General features: G+C 64.9%; 11 protein-coding genes. 9 read left to right on the top strand and 2 right to left on the bottom strand.

Going from position 1 to position 19,308, the window contains the following annotated elements; all coding sequences use genetic code 11:
• Positions 1–75 precede the first annotated feature (75 nt).
• Together QSK35_RS26145 and QSK35_RS26140 are read right to left on the bottom strand one after the other, a co-directional pair.
• Entirely contained in the window at positions 76–1,161 is a 1,086-nt protein-coding gene (locus QSK35_RS26145) for an inositol-3-phosphate synthase (RefSeq protein WP_285750150.1), read from the bottom strand.
• Positions 1,162–1,190: 29 nt separating this feature from the next.
• Complete coding sequence (locus QSK35_RS26140; protein WP_285750149.1) at positions 1,191–1,727, bottom strand: PadR family transcriptional regulator; 537 nt, start codon at positions 1,725–1,727, stop codon at positions 1,191–1,193.
• 164 nt (positions 1,728–1,891) lie between these two features.
• Here QSK35_RS26140 and QSK35_RS26135 point away from each other — a divergent pair, with 164 nt between their 5' ends.
• The 9 genes from QSK35_RS26135 to QSK35_RS26095 all read left to right on the top strand — a co-directional run bounded on the left by QSK35_RS26135 (position 1,892) and on the right by QSK35_RS26095 (position 19,247).
• Positions 1,892–2,290, top strand: coding sequence for a DUF5318 domain-containing protein (locus QSK35_RS26135; RefSeq protein WP_285750148.1), 399 nt, complete (start codon positions 1,892–1,894; stop codon positions 2,288–2,290).
• Positions 2,291–2,766: 476 nt separating this feature from the next.
• A complete protein-coding gene (locus tag QSK35_RS26130; RefSeq protein ID WP_285750147.1) occupies positions 2,767–5,085 on the top strand; it encodes a transglycosylase domain-containing protein in 2,319 nt (772 codons plus the stop codon).
• 139 nt (positions 5,086–5,224) lie between these two features.
• A complete protein-coding gene (locus tag QSK35_RS26125) occupies positions 5,225–5,719 on the top strand; it encodes a hypothetical protein (protein ID WP_285750146.1) in 495 nt (164 codons plus the stop codon).
• A 256-nt stretch (positions 5,720–5,975) separates the two neighbouring features.
• Positions 5,976–9,800, top strand: a complete 3,825-nt coding sequence (locus QSK35_RS26120) for a GDSL-type esterase/lipase family protein (RefSeq protein ID WP_285750145.1) — start codon at positions 5,976–5,978, stop codon at positions 9,798–9,800.
• A 23-nt stretch (positions 9,801–9,823) separates the two neighbouring features.
• Positions 9,824–10,252, top strand: a complete 429-nt coding sequence (locus QSK35_RS26115) for a hypothetical protein (RefSeq protein ID WP_285750144.1) — start codon at positions 9,824–9,826, stop codon at positions 10,250–10,252.
• Positions 10,253–10,721: 469 nt separating this feature from the next.
• A complete protein-coding gene (locus QSK35_RS26110) occupies positions 10,722–13,706 on the top strand; it encodes a golvesin C-terminal-like domain-containing protein (protein ID WP_285750143.1) in 2,985 nt (994 codons plus the stop codon).
• A 4-nt stretch (positions 13,707–13,710) separates the two neighbouring features.
• Positions 13,711–14,619: a S8 family serine peptidase gene (locus QSK35_RS26105; RefSeq protein WP_285750142.1), complete on the top strand. Its 909-nt coding sequence runs from the start codon at positions 13,711–13,713 to the stop codon at positions 14,617–14,619.
• Positions 14,616–15,110: a hypothetical protein gene (locus QSK35_RS26100; protein ID WP_285750141.1), complete on the top strand. Its 495-nt coding sequence runs from the start codon at positions 14,616–14,618 to the stop codon at positions 15,108–15,110. The genes QSK35_RS26105 and QSK35_RS26100 overlap by 4 nt, the downstream gene beginning before the upstream one ends.
• Before the next feature lie 645 nt (positions 15,111–15,755).
• Positions 15,756–19,247, top strand: a complete 3,492-nt coding sequence (locus tag QSK35_RS26095; protein WP_285750140.1) for an RICIN domain-containing protein — start codon at positions 15,756–15,758, stop codon at positions 19,245–19,247.
• Positions 19,248–19,308: the final 61 nt, after the last annotated feature.

The following is a 19,308-nucleotide window of genomic DNA, read 5'->3' as shown; positions in this document are numbered from 1 at the left end:
TGACATGGGGAGCCGAACGACCCCCCAGTCGTCCGGACCAGCTAACCGGACGACCGGGGGGCTTTCAAGCGAATCTCAGACCTCGCCGCGGATGAACGCCTCGACGGCGTCGTGTGCCTCGGAGTCCGAGTACTGCACGGGCGGCGACTTCATGAAGTACGAGGACGCCGACAGGATCGGGCCGCCGATGCCGCGGTCGAGCGCGATCTTCGCGGCCCGCACGGCGTCGATGATGATGCCCGCCGAGTTCGGCGAGTCCCACACCTCGAGCTTGTACTCCAGGTTCAGCGGCACGTCGCCGAACGCACTGCCCTCCAGGCGCACGTAGGCCCACTTGCGGTCGTCGAGCCACGCCACGTAGTCCGACGGTCCGATGTGGACGTTGCGCTTGCCGAGATCGCGGTCCACCTGGGACGTGACGGCCTGCGTCTTGGAGACCTTCTTGGACTCCAGGCGCTCGAGCTCCTTCATGTTCAGGAAGTCCATGTTGCCGCCCACGTTCAGCTGCATGGTGCGGTCGAGCCGGACACCCCGGTCCTCGAAGAGCTTCGCCAGCACGCGGTGCGTGATGGTCGCGCCGACCTGGGACTTGATGTCGTCACCGACGATCGGCACGCCGGCCGCGCGGAACTTCTCCGCCCACTCCGGGTCCGAGGCGATGAACACCGGCAGCGCGTTGACGAACGCGACACCCGCGTCGATGGCGCACTGCGCGTAGAAGCGGTCCGCCTCCTCGGAGCCCACCGGCAGGTAGGACACCAGCACGTCGACCTCGGCCGCACGAAGCGCGGCGACGACGTCGACCGGCGCCTCGTCGGACTCCTCGATGGTCTCCCGGTAGAACCGGCCGAGACCGTCGAGCGTGTGCCCGCGCTGGACCGTGACGCCGAGCGGCGGCACGTCCGCGATCTTGATCGTGTTGTTCTCGCTGGCCACGATGGCGTCGGCCAGGTCCTGTCCGACCTTCTTCGCATCCACGTCGAAGGCGGCGACGAACTCGACGTCCCGCACGTGGTAGTCACCGAACTGCACGTGCATGAGGCCGGGCACGCGGGTGCTCGGATCGGCGTCCCGGTAGTAGTGGACGCCCTGCACCAGCGACGCCGCGCAGTTGCCAACCCCGACGATGGCCACTCGAACGGTGCGGCGGTTTCCGCCCATTGCCGAGTCCTCCTTAACAAAGGTGAGTACTACTCGTCCTGCTCGGCCTGCTCGTGCGCGATGAGCTCGTTGAGCCACCGCACCTCGCGATCCGTGCTCTCCAACCCCATCCGGTGCAGCTCGCGGGTGTAGCGGTCGATCTGCTCACCCGTCTTCGCCAGCCTCGCCCGGAGGCCCTCCCGCCGTTCCTCGACGCAGCGCCGCCGGCCTTCCAGGATTCGCATCCTGATGTCGGCGGGTGTGCGTGAGAAGAACGCCAGGTGGACGCCGAACGAGTCGTCGTCCCAGGTCTGCGGCCCCGCGTTGGCCAGGAGATCGGCGAACCGCTCCTTGCCCTCCGGTGTGAGCTTGTAGACCTTGCGAGCCCGACGTCCCCAAGAAAGGGCAGACTCCTCCGGCCCTTCCTCCACGATCAGGCCCGCACGTTGCAGTCGTCGCAACGTTGGGTACAGCGACCCGAACGAGAACGCACGGAACGCGCCGAGCAGCTCGTGCAAACGCTTGCGCAGCTCGTACCCGTGCATCGGCGCCTCGTGCAGCAGGCCGAGGATCGCGAACTCGAACACGAGTCACCTCCTCGCACGTGCACCGATAGGTGACACGATTATATCGCCGCGATACATCACTCGCCCCTCGTCATTGTGGGATGTCGCACACCGTGATATCGCCTCGACGGGCGCTGCCCTGAACGGCCCACCACCCCGCAACGGTCGCCACGTACCCTGGTCCCGTGTTGACCCAACGGCAGGTCGTGGACTACTCGCTGCAGCGCCGCGCGCTGCTGGCGGAGGTCTACTCTGGCCGGACGGGCACCATGGAGGTCTGCGACGCGAGTCCGTACCTGCTCCGAGCTGCGAAATTCCACGGCACACCGACTGACGTGACCTGCCCGGTCTGCCGCAAGGAAGCACTGACGCACGTGTCCTGGGTCTACGGTGACGAGCTGAAGCACGCGGCCGGATCGGCGCGGACGACCGAGGAACTTGCGCGGATGGCGAACCTTTTCGAGGAGTTCACCGTCTACGTCGTTGAAGTGTGTCGCACATGCAGTTGGAACCACCTGGTGCAGTCATACGTCCTGGGAACGCGTGGAGTCGACAAACCACGCAGGAGGACCGCGGCGGAGTGACACAGCAGTGACACTGCTCCGAACGATGTACGACCACCGAACCGCGTGCTGACGCGCGCCGGTCTGGGAGGCCTTTTCACGTGAACGACCAGCATGATGACAGGCAACGTGGCGGCGAGCCGCAGTGGCCAACGGGGGACGACCCCGACGGCGGCGGTCGCCGCGAAGCCCCGAATCAGCCGCGACCGGGCACCCCGCCCGGTGGTTTCGCGCGCCCTCCCCAAGGCGGCACGCCGCCCGGTGGCGTCCCGCAGCAGCCGCCGCCCCGCCGGCCCGGTCCGGGTGGTCCCGGCCCGAACGGCGGTCCAGGCGCGCCCGTAGGCGGCCCTCCCGGCGGTCCGGGTGGCCGTCCGCCCACACCTCCCGGCGGCATGCGCCGCCCGATGCCGCCCGGCGGCGGTCCCGTGCCGCCCGGTGGCCGTCCGCCCGGTGGCCCCCAGGGAGGCCCCGGCGGTCCCGGTGGCCCTGGTCGTCCGGTGCCTCCTCGCCGTCCCGGCGAGGAGGCCACGACCCAGATGCCGCACGTCGCACCCCCGGTCCAGCGCGAACCCGGCCTGCTGACGCACCGCGAGCCGGACGAGGACCCGGATCTGTACGACGACGACTACTACGACGATGACGAGCCGGAGCTCACTGAGGAAGAGGAGCGCCGTCTGCGTAAGAAGAAGATCTGGAAGAGGGTCCGAATCGGCGCGTTCGTCGCTCTCGGACTGATGATCCTCGGTCCGGTCCTCGCGGTCGCGATCGCGTACCCGCTGGTCAACTGGCCGCACCCGGAAGAGGTCGCGGCGGGCCAGAACAAGACGATCACGCTGCACTGGGCCGACGGCTCGGAGATGGCCAAGATCACCCAGCCGGGCCAGAACCTGAGCATGTTGAAGCTCGACGAGGTCCCCGACCACGTCCGCAAGGCCGTGCTGGCCGCCGAGGACGCCAACTTCTACGAGAACCCCGGCTTCGATGCGAAGGCCATCGTGCGCGCCGTGTGGATCCAGGCGACCGGTGGTTCCAGTGGTGGTTCGGGTCTGACCCAGCAGTACATCAAGAAGGCCACGAACAACGAGGCGCCGACGCTCACCCGTAAGTTCACGGAGCTAGTCAAGGCCTACAAGATGTCCAACGAGTCGGACCACGACACGATCCTCGAGGCGTACCTCAACACGGTGCACTTCGGTCGTGGCGCGAACGGCATGAAGGCCGCGGCGCAGGTCTACTACGGCAAGGACATGAAGGACCTCACGCCGTCCGAGGCGGCGCTGATCGCCGGCATGATCCAGACGCCGTCGTGGTCCGAGGACATGGAGTACGCGCAGAAGCGCTGGAACTTCGTGATGGACCAGATGCAGCAGAAGGGCTGGATCGACCAGGCCTACCGCGGCTCCCAGCAGTTCCCGACGCCGCAGCCGTTCGAGAAGACCCGGCCGGGCGGCCTCGAGGGCCCGATGGCCCGCGTGCAGCAGCAGATCGAGAACGAGGTCGACAGCGACGACGTCGGCCTGACCATGGAGAAGGCCCAGAAGGTCGGCGTCGACATCTACACGACCGTCGACAAGAACATGCAGCAGGCGGCGACCGACGCCGTCAACGCCGTGATGAACGGCCAGGACCCGGACCTACGCACGTCGCTCAGCGCGATCGACCCGACCACTGGTGCGGTGAAGGCGTACTACGCGGGCAAGGACGGCCTGCAGGGCATCGACTATGCCAAGGGCACGATCCAGGAGGCCGGCTCAACCTTCAAGCCGTTCGACCTCATCGCTGCGTTGAAGATGGGCAAGGGCATCGGCGACACGTACGACGGCACCTCGCCGCGCACGATTGCCAACCAGGTCATTCGCAACGCCGGCACGAGCAACTGCGGCAAGCAATGCCCCATCAAGCAGGCGATGATCGAGTCCCTGAACACCGTCTTCTACGACATGGTCGCCAACGACACTGGTACACCCGCCGTCGCCGATGCAGCTCACGAAGCAGGCATCCCGAAGACGGTGATGTACGAGGGCAAGCCGTTCAACACCCTGGTCGGCAAGGACGGCGGCAAGCCGAACACCGGTATCGCGATCGGTGCGGACGACGCCCAGGTGCGGCCGTTCGACATGGCGTCGGCGTTTGCGACGTTCGCCGCGCGCGGCGTCTACCGGAAGCCCTTCTTCATCACGAAGATCGAGGGCCCGGACAAGGAACTGCTCTACCAGCACACCGAGAAGGGTGTTCCCGCGTTCGACCCGGATCCCACCAAGAGCCAGGACCTTGCCGACAACGTCACCGAGGTCCTGAAGGAGATCCCGAAGAAGAACATCGCCTGTGCGGGTGGTCGCGAGTGCGCGGGAAAGACCGGTACGCACGAGCTTCCGGAGAGTAAGGACCAGAACTCGAAGGCATGGATGGTCGGCTACACACCGTCGCTGTCCGCCTCCGTCTGGGTCGGCAAGGATCAGGGCAATCTGCCGATCACCGACCGTAAGACCGGCGGGCCGATCTTCGGCTCGGGTATCCCTGGCCAGATCTGGAAGAAGTTCATGGACGCCGCGCTCAACGGCACGCCGGTAGAGAAGTTCCCGAAAGCCCACCTGCTGAACCGGTCCGAGCCGCCGAAGATCACGCCGTCGAACACACCGTCTCAGACGCCGTCGAACACGCCGACCAGGACGACCGACCCGAACGCCTCGGAGCCGACGAAGCCCACGCAGACCAAGCCGACACGTCCGTGTGGCGGCGTGCTCTGTCCGTCGCAGCCGCCCACTACCACAACTGACCCTCCGGATCCGGTGAACGGACAACAACCCAATCCGTAGCCCATGACGAGAGGCCCGGCGCGAGCGCGCCGGGCCTCTTAGTTTTCCGATTCCCGTTGACGTGACTCTGCGCACCGGGTTAGCTACGTACCGGTAGAGCGGCATCCAGGGGGGAAGCCGCCATCACCGGGGGAACACCATGCGAAAAATCCTGCTCGCGGCCATGGCCGCGGGTTTGCTGGCGTCCGCGTTCACCGCCACGGCTGCGGCCGCACCGAAGGTTGGGGACCACTGCGTTGGTCTGATCGGACAGAAGGGGCAGGCACCAAAGGTGACCTGTGCCGCCACAGCCGATGCGCCCGAGCTGAAGGCGGCTGCGGCGGCCGGCACGCCGTTGATGACCTGGTACGACAACGGCCATTACGACACCGGTCGGGGTTCGTACACGTGGCTCGGTTACTACGGCACCTGTGACCACGACGGTTATTCGGTGAATCTCCCTTCGGAGATCCCTTCGTGGAACCACCGGATCTCGTCCTGGCATATGCACGGCAGCTGCTACACCGGTTCGATGTGGCACAACGCATCGGGCGACACCCAGTTCTGGCAGGGCGACATCGCGTCGGTCGGCGAGTGGTTCGGCTGGCAGTTCGAAGACCACGTCGAGGGCTTCCAGATCCAAAGCGACTGGTGAGCAGACCGCGAGCTACCGCGTCAGGGGGCCGGTCAGCCGGAAGGGCGACCGTCGGCTACGGGGGCAGGATTGAAGATCCAGGTCTCCTCATGTTGTTGGCGTCCGCGCAAGTCTGACGGCAACGCACCAAGTCTGCGTGTGCGCGGCAGCGCGCCGGTCATCCATGCCCTGATCAAACATGAGAACAACTCGTGATCTAGAACGACTGTAGGGGGGATATATGCGCGTAAAGCGCAGTAAAAGATCATGTGCGTTGTTGACGACCATCGTCGTCTCGCTGTCATCCACGACCGCGGTTGCGGCGCCTGAAGAATCGCCTCAGCAGGTGACGCCGACAGACCGGACGACCTCGAACTCGACCAAACCGAAGAAGCGCGACGAGCTGCTCGGCCTGGGTTGGCAGCAGTCCGGCGACCGGGCCTGGACCACAAGCGGCGACGCCGACGGCTTCCACATACTGGTCGCCGACGCGTCGACTGGCTACACGTGGCGCACCGCGACAACGTTGTCGGAAGCCGGCTTTGACGCCGATCAATGGATCGGCAACGCCTGCGTCACCGAGTCGGGCAAGCGCGCGGTCGTCGTGTACGCACCGCGGATCTTCACCAACAAGGAGAAGTTCTCCGGCCGTGGCGGCTTCAGCGCCCTAGTCGACCTGGACACCGGCGCAGTCACGAAGCTGCCGATCAGGTCCAGCCTCGCCTACTTCAACCCCGGCTGCGGCACCGGCGAGAGCGCCGTTTTCACGCAGGAAGGCGACGACGCTCTCAAGACTGGTTTGACCAAGCTCGACGCCGCCGCAGCCAAGCTCGATCGCCGGATCGAGGTCGAAGGCCAGGTCACGTCGGCGGTGCCGACGAAGGCAGGGATCATCGCCGCCGGCCATGAGTCGCTGGTGAAGATCGACGAGAAGGGCGTGCGCACCCGTATCGCCGCCGCGACCGGGACGCCGTTCCTGCTCAGGCCCGACGGTGACGGCGGCGTCGTCTTCCTGGAACGCCTCGGCGACAAGGCGCGGGCCCGCCGCGCACTGCCGGGCGACCCCAAGGCCAAGATCACTACGCTGGCCACCGGCGCGCTGAAGAGCCTGGGCCTGACCTCGGGTAAAGCCGGGAAGGTCTTCATCACCGGCAAGACCGGCTCCGTCGCCGCGCTGCCACCGTCGATCGCCAAGCTCGATATCGCCCGCGACGCGACCGTCTCCACCGAAGGTCGCACGGCCGTGGAGAAGACGGAGTGGGCCGACAAACCGACGGCATCCACAGAAGCCCGGCGCACAAAGGTCGACCTGAAAATCATCGACACCGGTAAGCATGCCAGCTTCACCGTCGACCCCGCTGAGCTCGTCAGCGACCGGGCGGCGACCGGCCGTTCACTCCACCCGAAACTCAGTGGCGCCGCGGTACAGCAGCAGATGTCCGCCACGAGTCTCTCCGATCCGGTGGACGCGGAGCGGACGTGCGCGATCCCGCGCGGTGACGCGTCGGAAATGGCGACCCAGCCGACGCCGCTGCAGGCGGAATGGGCGGCCGACCGCGCGGTGCTCGGCAAGCTGGAGGAGACGGACGGTGCACAGAAGATGTTCCCGTCGATCCCCATTGAGGGGGGCCAGAAGGTCCCACCGCAGATCCTGCTCGGGATCATGGCCCAGGAGTCGAACCTGTGGCAGGCCGCCCGGTTCGCGATTCCCGGGGTGAGCGCGAACCCGTTGATCGGCAACTATTTCGGTTTGGCGATCTATAACAAGGACGACCGGGACGACTGGGACATCCACTGGGACAAGGCGGACTGCGGCTACGGCATCACGCAGGTCACCGACGGAATGCGGATGGCGGGCCGTGAGGGTGAGCACTCTCCCGCGCTGCCCGCGGAGCAGCAGCGCGCGATTGCTTTGGACCACAAGACGAACATCGCCAAGGGTCTGAACATCCTGCAGAACAAGTGGAACGAGACCAGGCGCGCGGGAATGATCGTCAACGACGGCAACCCGCGCAAGATCGAGAACTGGTTCTTCGCGGCCTGGGCGTACAACTCCGGCTTCAACATGAACAAGGGCGATGGTTCGCCATGGGGCGTTGGGTGGACTAACAACCCGATCAACCCTCGTTACCTCACGAATCGCAACCCGTTCCTCGAAACGTGCCAGTGCGATGCCAAGAACCCGCAGTACTGGCCGTATCCGGAGAAGATCATGGGCTGGGCAGCCCATTCGATCGGCACTCCGTACTCGGAGACCGGGGCTGGATTCGCGCCCGCATGGTGGAACAACGTCGAATACCGCGAAGCCGTGAAGCCTCCGGTCGACTTGTTCTGCAAGCCGGAGAACGACTGCTACCCAGGCCAAAAGTGGGTTCCGGACGATCCGAGCGTCTTGCCGAAACCGGGTGATGACCCGGAGCCTGCTGGGCCATGCGCACACAAGAACCCCGCGACCGGCAAGTATGACCTCAAGTGCTGGTGGCACGTTCCGGCCAAGTGGAAGGACGACTGCGAATCCACGTGCGGCAACTGGAACTTCACGTTCGACGACACCGATCCGTCGCCGGGCTGGGGCACCAACTATCCGCCGCAGTGTTCGCAGGACAAGCTGCCCGCAAACGCATTGATCATCGACGATCTGCAGTCGACACCGACGCCGCTACCCGCGAAGTGGGCGGATCCTGCTCGCCGGTGCCAGCGAAACTGGACCAGCCAGGGCACGTTCCAGCTCGAGTTCGCGTCCCCGTCCGCGAAGATCGATTTTCATCAGATCGGCGCGGGCTTCGACAACCACTTCTGGTTCGCGCACACCCGCAAGGACGACGCCACGGGTGGCTTCGCGAAGGTCACCGGGACGTGGACATTGAACCGCCAGCTCAACGGCTGGGCGCGGGTCATGGTCCACATCCCGGACCACGGCGCCCACACCCGGCAGGCCAGGTATGAGATCGAGACCGGTTCGGGCACCAAGCACCGGGTGATCCTGCAGCGGACCGAACAGAACAAGTGGGTGTCGCTGGGGGTCTTGCAGTTCTCGGGCACGCCGAAGGTCAGGTTGTCGTCCGTGACGCTGGAAGGCGAGGGAACCGAAGACATCGCGTGGGACGCGATCGCCTTCCAGCCCATGGCGGAGAAGCCGGCGAACATGATCGTCGCGCTGGGCGACTCCTACTCGTCGGGTGAAGGGGCCGGCGGCAACGAGGCCTACTACCGGGAGACCAACGTCGACGGCGACATCGAGCGCAGCCGCGACGCGTGCCACCGTTCACCCCATGCGTGGTCGCGCCAGGGCAAGCCGGCCCGGTACAGCGGCGCCACCATCGGCCAGATCGCCGACTTCTTCAACGATCCGACGATGGATTACCACCTGCTCGCATGCAGCGGGGCTCGAGCCAGGAACGTGCTTCCGACGGTCATGCCGGACGGCCGGGAAGGACCCCGGGACCCGTGGAACTTCGGTGGTGTCGGGCCGTACTACGAACTGTCTCAGCTCGACCGGGGGTTCGTGGACGAGAACACCACGCTCGTGACGATTTCCATCGGAGGCAACGACGCTTCCTTCACCCCAGTCGTCAAGCGTTGCCTTTTCGTCTCGCCTTGCCAAAAGGACGTCGTGAGCGAGGTCGGCGACAAGCCTCTTGAGCAGGCCATGCCCGAGCTGATCGAAAACAAGGTCATGCCGGCGGTCGACACGACGATCAGAACAATTCGCGAGATGGCACCAAACGCCAAGATCGTACTGATGGGGTATCCCAAGCTGATCGAGGACGCTTGGCCATGTAGCCAGAAGCTCGGCGAGGAAAATATCGCATGGCTCGCCAAGACCGCGAGCGATCTCACCGCAGCATACAAAGCGCTGACGATGAGGCTAGCCGGCGACGGCATACCGCTTGTGTTCGCCGATCCCACTGCAGCGTTTGCCGGCAAGGGAGCATGCGGTGATCCGGAGAGGATCAACTTCATCAGGCTCGACAAGACCGACGGCGATCAGCCCATTACCGACCTCAATCCGGTCGCTTCCGCCAGTTTCCACCCGAATAGAGAGGGACACCAGTTGTACGGTGACGTTTTCACCGAGGCTCTGCGGAAGCACGGGCTTTGATCCGGGTACTCGCCGTAGCTGCTGTGCTGACCGTCATGGCGGTCAGCGCAGCAGCCTGCGCCTCGTCGGAGGACGTTGCCCTCGACCATGCCGCGGACGACGCCCGTACACGCGCCGAACGCGGACGTCAGCAGTTGGAGCTCATCGCCGGCGACGACAAGGACGTCGAGAAAAAACTCAACGACGGGATCACTTCGATCGACCGGAGTCGAGTATTCCACAGCAGCACCACCGAGCAGTCGTTCGAAATTGACGCGGTTTACTACGGCATGGGCCAATCCGGTAGTGCCGGGACTTACGCGCAGGTATCGGTGCAACTGTGTGTCCGGTTCAAGGCGAGCTGGAACGGATCTCCACGCGTTGAAGCACACGACGTTGATTGCCCTCCTTCATTACCGACCACCGTCCCACTCTACGGAACAATCCAAACCACGGTACGCCTCAAAAACTGAACACCGTTCGACAGCTTCACCCGAAATCAAAAATAACACCCGCCTGGGTCTCTTTGACCTGCGCGCTCCACTTCAATCACAGTGAGGATCCATGCGAAGAAGTTCGCGGGTTGTGCTGTGTGCCGTCGCGATGCTGCTGGCATTGCCTGCACCGGATGCATCGGCCAAACCGACACCTGTCCAACCACCGCTGAAGGGTGACGCGACGCAGCACAAACCCGTCGCGCCACCAGTCGAGCCACCGGTGATCAATGCTGAGAAGCGTCAGGAGCTGCTCGGCCTCCGGTGGCAGACCTCAGCTGACCGGCTGTGGACGACGTCCGGTGATGCCACCGGTCTGCACGTCCTGGTCGCCGAGGCCAAGACCGGATACTCCTGGCGCACCGTCGCAACGCTCAACCATCCCGGAGTCGAGACCGACAAGTGGATCGGCAACGCGTGTGTCACCGGGTCGGGCAACAAGGCTGTTGTGGTCTATGCGCCGCGTACGTTCACCAACAAGGAACAGCTCTTCTCGCGCGGTGGCTTCACGGCGGTCGTCGACCTCGGCACCGGTGCCGTGCAGCGACTTCCGGTGACCACGTCATTGGCGTACTTCAACCCCGGTTGCGGAATCGGAGAGATCGTCGCGCTCACCCAGGGTGGCGAGGAGGATCTCGGCAAGACCGGACTGATGACGGTCGACGCCGGCACCGGCAGACTCAGCCAGCGCACCGAGCTCGACGGCCAGCTGACCTCCGCGGTGCCACTCGGCGAAAGCTTCGCGGTGGCCGGCGGCACGGGCGTTCTGAAGGTTTCCCGCGACGGCAAGAAGGAGCGGCTCGCCCGGACGAAGGGCACGCCGTCACACCTGGCGCCGGACGCCGAAGGTGGCGTGGTCTACATCGCACGGGAAAACGGATCCGTGAGTGTGCAGCGGGCCACGGGTGTCGATCGTCCCGTCACCACGCTCGCCACCGGCAAGCAGGGCAAGCTCGGCGTCACACCGGGCACCGCGGGCAAGGTGTTCATCACCGGAGAACCGGAACAGGTCAATGGTCTTCCACAGTCGGTGAAGAAGGTCGATCTGCCGATCAACGCGCTGATGTCCACCAAGGGTGAGGCCGCCATCACGGAGCTGCGTCCCACCGGTTCGCCGACGAAGGCCGAACCGCAGGCGTGGCACATCAAGGCGAAGAGTCTCCGGACGGGGCGCGACCTCGGGTTCACGGTCAACGCCGTGGAGGCGCTCAAGCCGCGTGAGGTGGAGCCCGGCTACACATGCGCCGTTCCACGGAACGATCCGGCCATCCAAGTCCTGCAGCCGAAACCGAAGCAGGTCGAGTGGGCTGTCGACATGGCCATCTATGGCTACCTGTTCAACCAGCGACCCGCCGGCTGGCGGGGCAACGGCCTGTCCGTGGGCTACAAACCTCAGGAACTGTTCCCGCGTGCGCAACTGCAGGGTGGGGGACATGTGCCAGCCCAGGTCATGCTCGGCATCATCGGCCAAGAGTCGAACATGTGGCAGGCGAGCAAATACACGCTGCCCGGTGAGACCGGTAACCCGTTGATCGGTAACTACTACGGTCTCGAGCAGTACGACGACGACATCTCCAACGACTGGGACATCAACTTCGCCAAGGCCGACTGTGGCTATGGCGTCACCCAAATGACCGACGGCATGCGGAAGGCCGGCAGCGAACGCGAGAACGAGGTCGCGCTGGACCGCACCCGCCAGGTGGCGATCGCCACGGACTACGCGGCGAACGTCGCCGCGGGTCTGCAGTTGCTGACCACCAAGTGGAACGAACTTCAGGCGGCGGGAGTCAAGCTGCACGACGGCGACCCGGCCAACATCGAGAACTGGTTCTTCGCCGCATGGGCGTACAACTCGGGCTACCACCGGCCGGGCGAGCAGAACGCCAACGGCGCATACGGCCTCGGCTGGGGCAACAATCCGGCCAACCCGCGGTACAACCCCGATCGAGGCTCGTTCGGGGAAGACCCCAGGGACTTCGCGAGGCCGCAGTTGTGGCCGTACCCGGAGAAGGTCATGGGTTTCGCCGCCAACACACCGTGGGGGTTGGAAGACGAGAACACCGAGGTGCCGTTCTTCCGCCCTGCGTTGTGGAACGGCGGTGACGGCTCGGCGTCGACGCCCGGCACCGGCGCTTACAACCGCCGGAACGTGAAGCCCGGCGTGTTCACGTTCTGCACCAACGACAACAACTGCGAGCCTGGTGCCCGGTACACGCCCAACGACCCCGAGGTCGACGACGACCCGGCGGCCGACACGGGGCCTTGTGCGCACAAGAACGCGGTCGGTCAATACGATCTGCGGTGCTGGTGGCACACGTCGACCAAATGGAAGCCGGACAACTGCGCGGAAACCTGCGGCTACCAGTTCATCCGCTACGACTATCCCGCATACGCGGCGGAACCCGCGAACGGCAACAGCTTCCCGTCGGACTGCTCGGACCCCCAGAATCGGCCTCGTGGGCTTCCCAGCCCGAGCAGTGCGCTGGTCGTGGACTACTGGGCGGACTCGTGGCGCGGGTGCTTGCCATTGGCCACCTCCGGAACCATGACGTTCCCGACGGACGGCAAACCAGCGGCTTGGGTCGACCTGCACCAGATCGGCAGCGGCGCCGGTGGGCACTTCTGGCTAACGACGACAAGGGCCGAGGGAACCTGGGACGCCAAGTCGTCCGTCCGCGCGGAGTGGCAGCTCAACCAGAAGTTGCGCACCAGAGCGCAGGTGCTCGCATACATTCCCGCGCATGGTTCGAACAAGGCGACCAGAGCCATCTACAAGATCGAGACCGAGCAGGGCGTGCAGGAGGTCGAAGCCGACCAAACGAAGGTCCGCAACGGGTGGCTCAATCTGGGCACCTTCGCCTTCAACAACGCGCCGAAGGTCAGCCTGAGCTCGATCACACCGAACGGCATCTCGAACCAGTTGGTCGCATTCGATGCCATTGCCTTCAATCCGGTGACCCAATACCATCCGGTGGACCCCGATCCCACCTGGCGAGTGACGAGGATTGTCAACGACCAGACAGGGAAATGTGTCTACCCGGCAAGCAACGGCAGCTCGGGCGTTCAAGTTGTGCAGACGACCTGTCTCAACAACTTCAGCGACGACTGGATCATCAAGAAGGTCGGAACACAGCCCGTCAGCTGGACGGAGTTCTATCTGATCCACCGCGCAACAGGCAGTTGCATTGCTGTCAAGAACGATTCCTTGGTGAATAACGCCCCGACCGAGCTGCGCGGTTGCGCCGACAAAACGAAATGGCTCAATTCCGGCCCACTGAGTGAACGCCCATTCGAATCGGTCCCCCTGTACTCATCACCGCCCTACTACACACTTTCCGTCCTAGACAATCGAACCGAGGACGAAACACCGCTGGTGTTGCGCACCGACAGTCCAGAAGGCCAGCCCGATCCGTACGCAAGATGGGATCTGTAGAGCATTGCGCTTCCTCGTCGTACTGACCATGCTCATCGGTTCGCCGTTCCCGATCGAACAGCTCGGTCTGGAACACGCCCATGAGCTGTCTCGCGGCAGCGGGGTGGTCGTCGGGATCGTCGACACGGGCGTGAACGCGGACCGCCCCGCGCTCGCCGGCGCGGTCCTGCCCGGTGCCGAGTTCCCCGAGCTCGGCACCGGGACGCGCGACGAGCGCGGTCACGGCACGGACGTGGCCGAGCTCGTCGTCACCGTCGCACCGGAGGCGAAGATCCTTCCGGTCAAGCTCAACGGCAACAGCGTTGAGGCCAACGCCGCCATCCGATGGGCGGTGGACCACGGTGCCCGCGTAGTCAACCTGTCGCTCGGCAGTTCGGCGACCGGGCAGTACGACGAAGGTCTGCGCTACGCGGCCGAACACGACGTGGTCGTGGTGGCTGCAGCGGGTAACGCCGGAACGGACGAGGGTGTCACCGCACCCGCGAACGGATCCGGCGTGCTCGCCGTCTCGGCGGTCGACCGGACCGGAGAGTTCCGGCCCGACATCAGCGTCGAGGGGCCCGAGGTGGCACTCGCCGCGCCCGGCGTCGAGGTCACGCCGTCGAGTGGTTCAGGGACGAGCTTCGCCGCGGCGGTCGTGTCGGGCGTCGCGGCGCTCGTCCGGGCGAAACACCCGAATCTCACCGTGTCCGAAGTGGTCGAAACGCTCACGTCGACGGCCGACGACAAGGGCCCCGCCGGCCGGGATCCGCAGTACGGGTTTGGCGTCGTGAACCCCGTCAAAGCATTGACAGAAACATCAACAAAGCGAGCAAGCGTCCTGCCATGGCTGATGAGCGCGGGATTGATACTCGCCGCCGCAACGGCTGCGCTCCTCGGCGTGCGACGAAGGAGTATGAGAGGAAAGCGATGAGAAGATTTATTTTTGCAATATCGATCTTGTTGGCATTGAATGTCACACCTCCGATACACGCCGCCGAAGCGAACCAGTGCGTGGCTGTGATACAAGCAAATGCGACCGTAAGAACCACCTGTGACACCAATGCCGATTCACCAAAGCTGAAGGCAGCGACCGCTGCCGCAACACCGCTGATGACCTGGTATGACAACTGGCACTGGGACTCCGGAAACGGCTCGGTGACCTGGTACGGCTATGCGGGGACATGTGATCAGTCCGGTTATCGGATCAACTTCGACGACAACAACTTCCCGGCATGGAGAAACCGCATCTCGTCATGGAAGGTGCACGGCGATTGCTGGGTAACTTTCGCCTACGACCGTCCGTACGACCTGCGAGGACCATCCATTCGTATCGACGGCGACGTCTATTTCATAAACGACCACAGCCCCTACACCGACTGGAACGATTCCGTCGAGGCGTTCTGGATCACGTCACGTCGATGACGCCGTAGCGGTGACAAACACTGTGTCGGCACTACCGAAAGGGAGTTCCTATCGCATTGTCGCCAGCCGCACGCCGATGCGGCAACTTTGCCAATCAGTAGCGATCACTTCGGCTCGAGACGCCGAGGATCCATAGCACCGGCGAGTCGTGAGCTGACCAGACCGGCGCGAGTCGTTCCGCCCCTTCCGATCAACATGTTGACGTGGGCGAAAACGACCTGTTAGCTACCGCTTCGGGAAGCCTGTCGGCCACTGGGGGACGACCGGCTGAGCACTGGGGGCAAGTTGATGATCGAACTCATCCGGCACACGCATCCACCGGAGCTATTGACGACCGCGTGACCTGACCGCCGGTCGAGCCCATCTCACGTGCGCTCACGCCGACCGATGACAGCAAGGGCCCGCCAGACGGCATCTGCGATACGGGTTCGGCATGACGAACCTCGCGAAGCCCTTGCCGCACATCCGCCACGGAACGGGTGGAGTGGCTACTGATCTCCGGCGCGGTCCCTCGCGGTCGTGGCCGGTGTCGTCGGCGTGCGAGGAAACGCCGACGCTGAACAAATCAATAACCTGGGGGTATTGATGAAACGTGCTCGGAGAAGATTCGGGCGCATAGCGTTGTGCACGGCAGCGCTGATATTCGTGTCGGGGACCACCGCGATCGCGGCACCCGACCCGGCGCCGAACATCCAGGCGGAGAAGGCCAAGCCGGTCGACCCGCCGTCGGTGATGCCGCAGAAGCGGGCCGAGGTGCTGGGCAAGGACTGGCAGCAGTCCAAGGACAGGCTGTGGACCACGATGGGTGACCAGACGGGCTTCCATGTCATGGTCGCGGAGGCGAAGTCCGGTTACGCGTGGAAGACGATCGCGACGCTCAACCATCCGGCGGTGGAGGCCGATCTGTGGATCGGCAACGCCTGCGTGACGGGTTCCGGTGACCGGCTGGTCGTCGTGTACGCGCCGCGTACGTACACGAACAAGGAAGCGTTGATGGCACGCGGTGGGTTCACCGCGACCGTCGATCTCACCACCGGCGCGGTGAAGAAGCTGCCGGTGCGCACCACGCTGGCGTACTTCAACCCCGGCTGTGGTCTGGACGAGACGGCCGTCCTCACCCAGGACGCGACCGAGGACAAGGGCAAGACGGGTCTGATCAAGCTCGACACCGCCACCGGCACGCTGAGCAAGCGGATCGAGCTGGACGGTCAGGTGACCTCGGCCGTGCCGACTCGCGAGGGCATCGTCGCGGTCGCCGGCACGTCCGTGCAGCGCATCGCGGACGATGGCAAGCGCACCAAGATCGCCAAGACCACCGGGTGGGCGTTCGAGCTGAAGCCCGACGCCGACCACGGCGTGGTGTACCTCGACGGTGACGACAAGACGATCAACGTGCGGCGGGTCGCCGCCAATGCCGACAAGGAGACCACGGCCACCACCCTGGCCGCGGGTAAGTCCGGCGAGGTCAAGACCGCGCACCTGCTCGGCGGCAAGGTGGTCATCACCGGCAGGCCCGACAAGGTCGAGAAGCTGCCCGCGAGCGTCAGCAGGATGGACGTGCCCGCTGGTGCCCAGCTGTCGCTGCGTGGCGAGGCTGTGGTGACCGAGGTGGCTCGGGCCGACGGCGGCACGCCGGGCGTGTTCTCGAAGACGCCCGGCAAGGCCGAGAAGGTGCACATCAAGGCCAAGAGCACCAAGACCGGCAAGGACGTCGGCTTCACCGTGGATCCGGCGACGGCCGCGGCGAAGCCCGCGAGCGAGCCGGCTCAGCGCGGCATGAGCGCACAGTCGGACCTGCAGGCCACCGCCAACCAGGACATGAGCGACTCCGCCGCCACCTGCGCGATCAAGCGCAACGACCTGGGCAAGCAGATCTACCAGCCCAAACCCAAGCAGGTCGAATGGGCCGCCAACTGGGCGGTCAAGGGCGGGCTCATGACGCAGCGCCCAGCAGGCTGGCACAACAACGGCCTGCCGTTCGACTACAAGATCCAGGAAGCGGGGATGTTCCCCCCGGTTCCGATGAAGAACGCCACCGACACCGTTCCGGTGCAGGTGCTGCTCGGCATCCTCGGGCAGGAGTCGAACCTCTGGCAGGCCAGCAAGCTCGTCCTGCCCGGTGAGTACGCCAACCCGTTGATCGGCAACTTCTACGGCAACGACATCTACAACAACACCGAGGCCGACGACTGGAACATCGACTTCTCCAAGGCCGACTGCGGCTACGGCGTCTCCCAGACGACGGACGGCATGCGGCTCGCCGGCCGGGAACGACCGGGCGAGCGCGCCAAGCCGTGGGGTGCCCAGGTCATGATCGCCACGGACTACGCGGCGAACGTCGCGGCCGGTCTGCAGATCCTGCAGGAGAAGTGGAACCAGCTGCAGGACGCGGGTGTCCGGATCAACAACAACGACGTGGGGCGGCTGGAGAACTGGTTCGGCGCCGTCTGGGCCTACAACTCCGGCTTCCACCCGCCCGGTGAGGCCGGATCGAACGGCGCCTACGGACTCGGCTGGGGCAACAACCCCGCCAACATGCGGTACCCGGCGGACCGGCACGAGTTCGGGCGCGTCCCGTACGACTTCGCGCACCCGCAGGACTGGCCCTACCCCGAGAAGGTGATGGGCTTCGCCGCCAACCCGCCGTCGGCCTTCGAGGACGCGACCAAGGAGGTGCCGTTCTTCAACAACGCGTCGTGGAACGGCGACGACAAACTGCCCGACACGAATCCGGATTCGGCTTGGTACAACAAGAAGCGCGTGAAGCCGGAGATCGACACCTTCTGCAAGCCCGACCAGAACCAGTGCGACAAGACCAAGCGCTACATGCCGAACGCACCCGAGGTGGTCGGTGAGCCCGCCGGCCCGTGCGGACACACGAACGCCGCGGGCCAGTATGACCTGAAGTGCTGGTGGCACGGTCCGGCGGTGTGGAAGCCGGACTGCGAGCAGACCTGCGGCAACGAGAGCTTCCGCTACTACCCGGAGGTCTCGAAGGAGCCCGACGACGGCATCAGCTCCCGGCCGGAGTGCGAGAGCTCGGGCCTGCCGGGTGATGCGCTGGTGGTCGACGACGTCGACGCCGTCACGCCTCCCGCCTTCGACGACACCAGGCAGCCGCACCCGACGTGCCGCCGGTTGAACCTGGACCGCGACGGCAAGTTCAACATCGAGTTCAGCAAGGACGCGTCCGGCAAGGAACCGGCGCGCATGGATCTGCACCAGGCCACCAGTGGCTATGGCGGACATTTCTGGTTCACGCACGCCTACGGTGACGACGAACTGGGCCGCAAGCTGAGGATGAAGGCCACCTGGGAACTGGGACGCAAACTGGACACCCCGGTCCAGGTATGGGTGTTCCGGCCCAAGCGGACCAACCCGAACCTGGATCCGCTGGTCTACACGGTGTACACCGCGAATGGCCCCATTCAGGTCACCGCACCGCACCCGCACGAATCCTCCCTGCCGACCAGCTGGCTGGATCTCGGCACGTTCAAGTTCAGCGACAAACCGAAGGTCTCGGTGAGCAACTGGAACGCGAACGCCAACGAGAAGGAGATCGCTTTCGACGCGGTCGCATTCGTACCCGACACGGGTAACTGGGGCGGCGAGCGAATCGCCAAGATCATCAATGTGAACAGCAACCGGTGCGTGGCGCAGAGCGAGCCGGGAGCGAGCGGCAAGGTCTACGCGGTCCAGAAGTCGTGCACCAACCAGTTCGGGGACAACTGGGAGTTCCGCCTGGTCCGAGTCAAACGGGCCCCATCCCCTGGCGGTGGTCAAACGATCAATTACTACACCTACCGGATCGTCAACCGGGTCAGCGGTCTATGCATGAACCTGATCGCGTTCCCGTCCGTGAGCATGGGCGGTTGCACCACGGACGACAACACCACCGCCGAGCTGTGGGAGACCACGTACGGCTTCACCGGGAACGAGAATCCGCACCCACGCTGGATCGTGAGCCTGATGAACAGCCATACGGGAGGATCCCTGGCCCTTGGCCTCCCGAATTGTTCCAAGGACGAAAACGCGAATGTGCAGGTGATCGACACCTATGGCATCCAGGACACACAGCCGGGGTGCAAGCCCCAGGAGGTGTCATTGGACTGGAACATCGCACAGCAAGGCACGTGATTTCTGAATGATCGAAGGGGCGGCATCACTTGGCTCGGTGGTGCCGCACCTGCCGTACAAC

The sequence above is a fragment of the Lentzea sp. NBRC 105346 genome (assembly GCF_030269605.1).
GTDB lineage: Bacteria > Actinomycetota > Actinomycetes > Mycobacteriales > Pseudonocardiaceae > Lentzea.
Note: the sequence above shows the minus strand (reverse complement) of the source record. Positions and strands in the feature narration are given on the sequence as shown.

What these genes read in the sequence shown, in the direction of transcription:
- QSK35_RS26100 (WP_285750141.1), top strand. Translation starts at nt 14,616, where the DNA reads ATGAGAAGATTTATTTTTGCAATATCGATCTTGTTGGCATTGAATGTC.
- QSK35_RS26145 (WP_285750150.1), bottom strand. Translation starts at nt 1,161, where the DNA reads ATGGGCGGAAACCGCCGCACCGTTCGAGTGGCCATCGTCGGGGTTGGC.
- QSK35_RS26125 (WP_285750146.1), top strand. Translation starts at nt 5,225, where the DNA reads ATGCGAAAAATCCTGCTCGCGGCCATGGCCGCGGGTTTGCTGGCGTCC.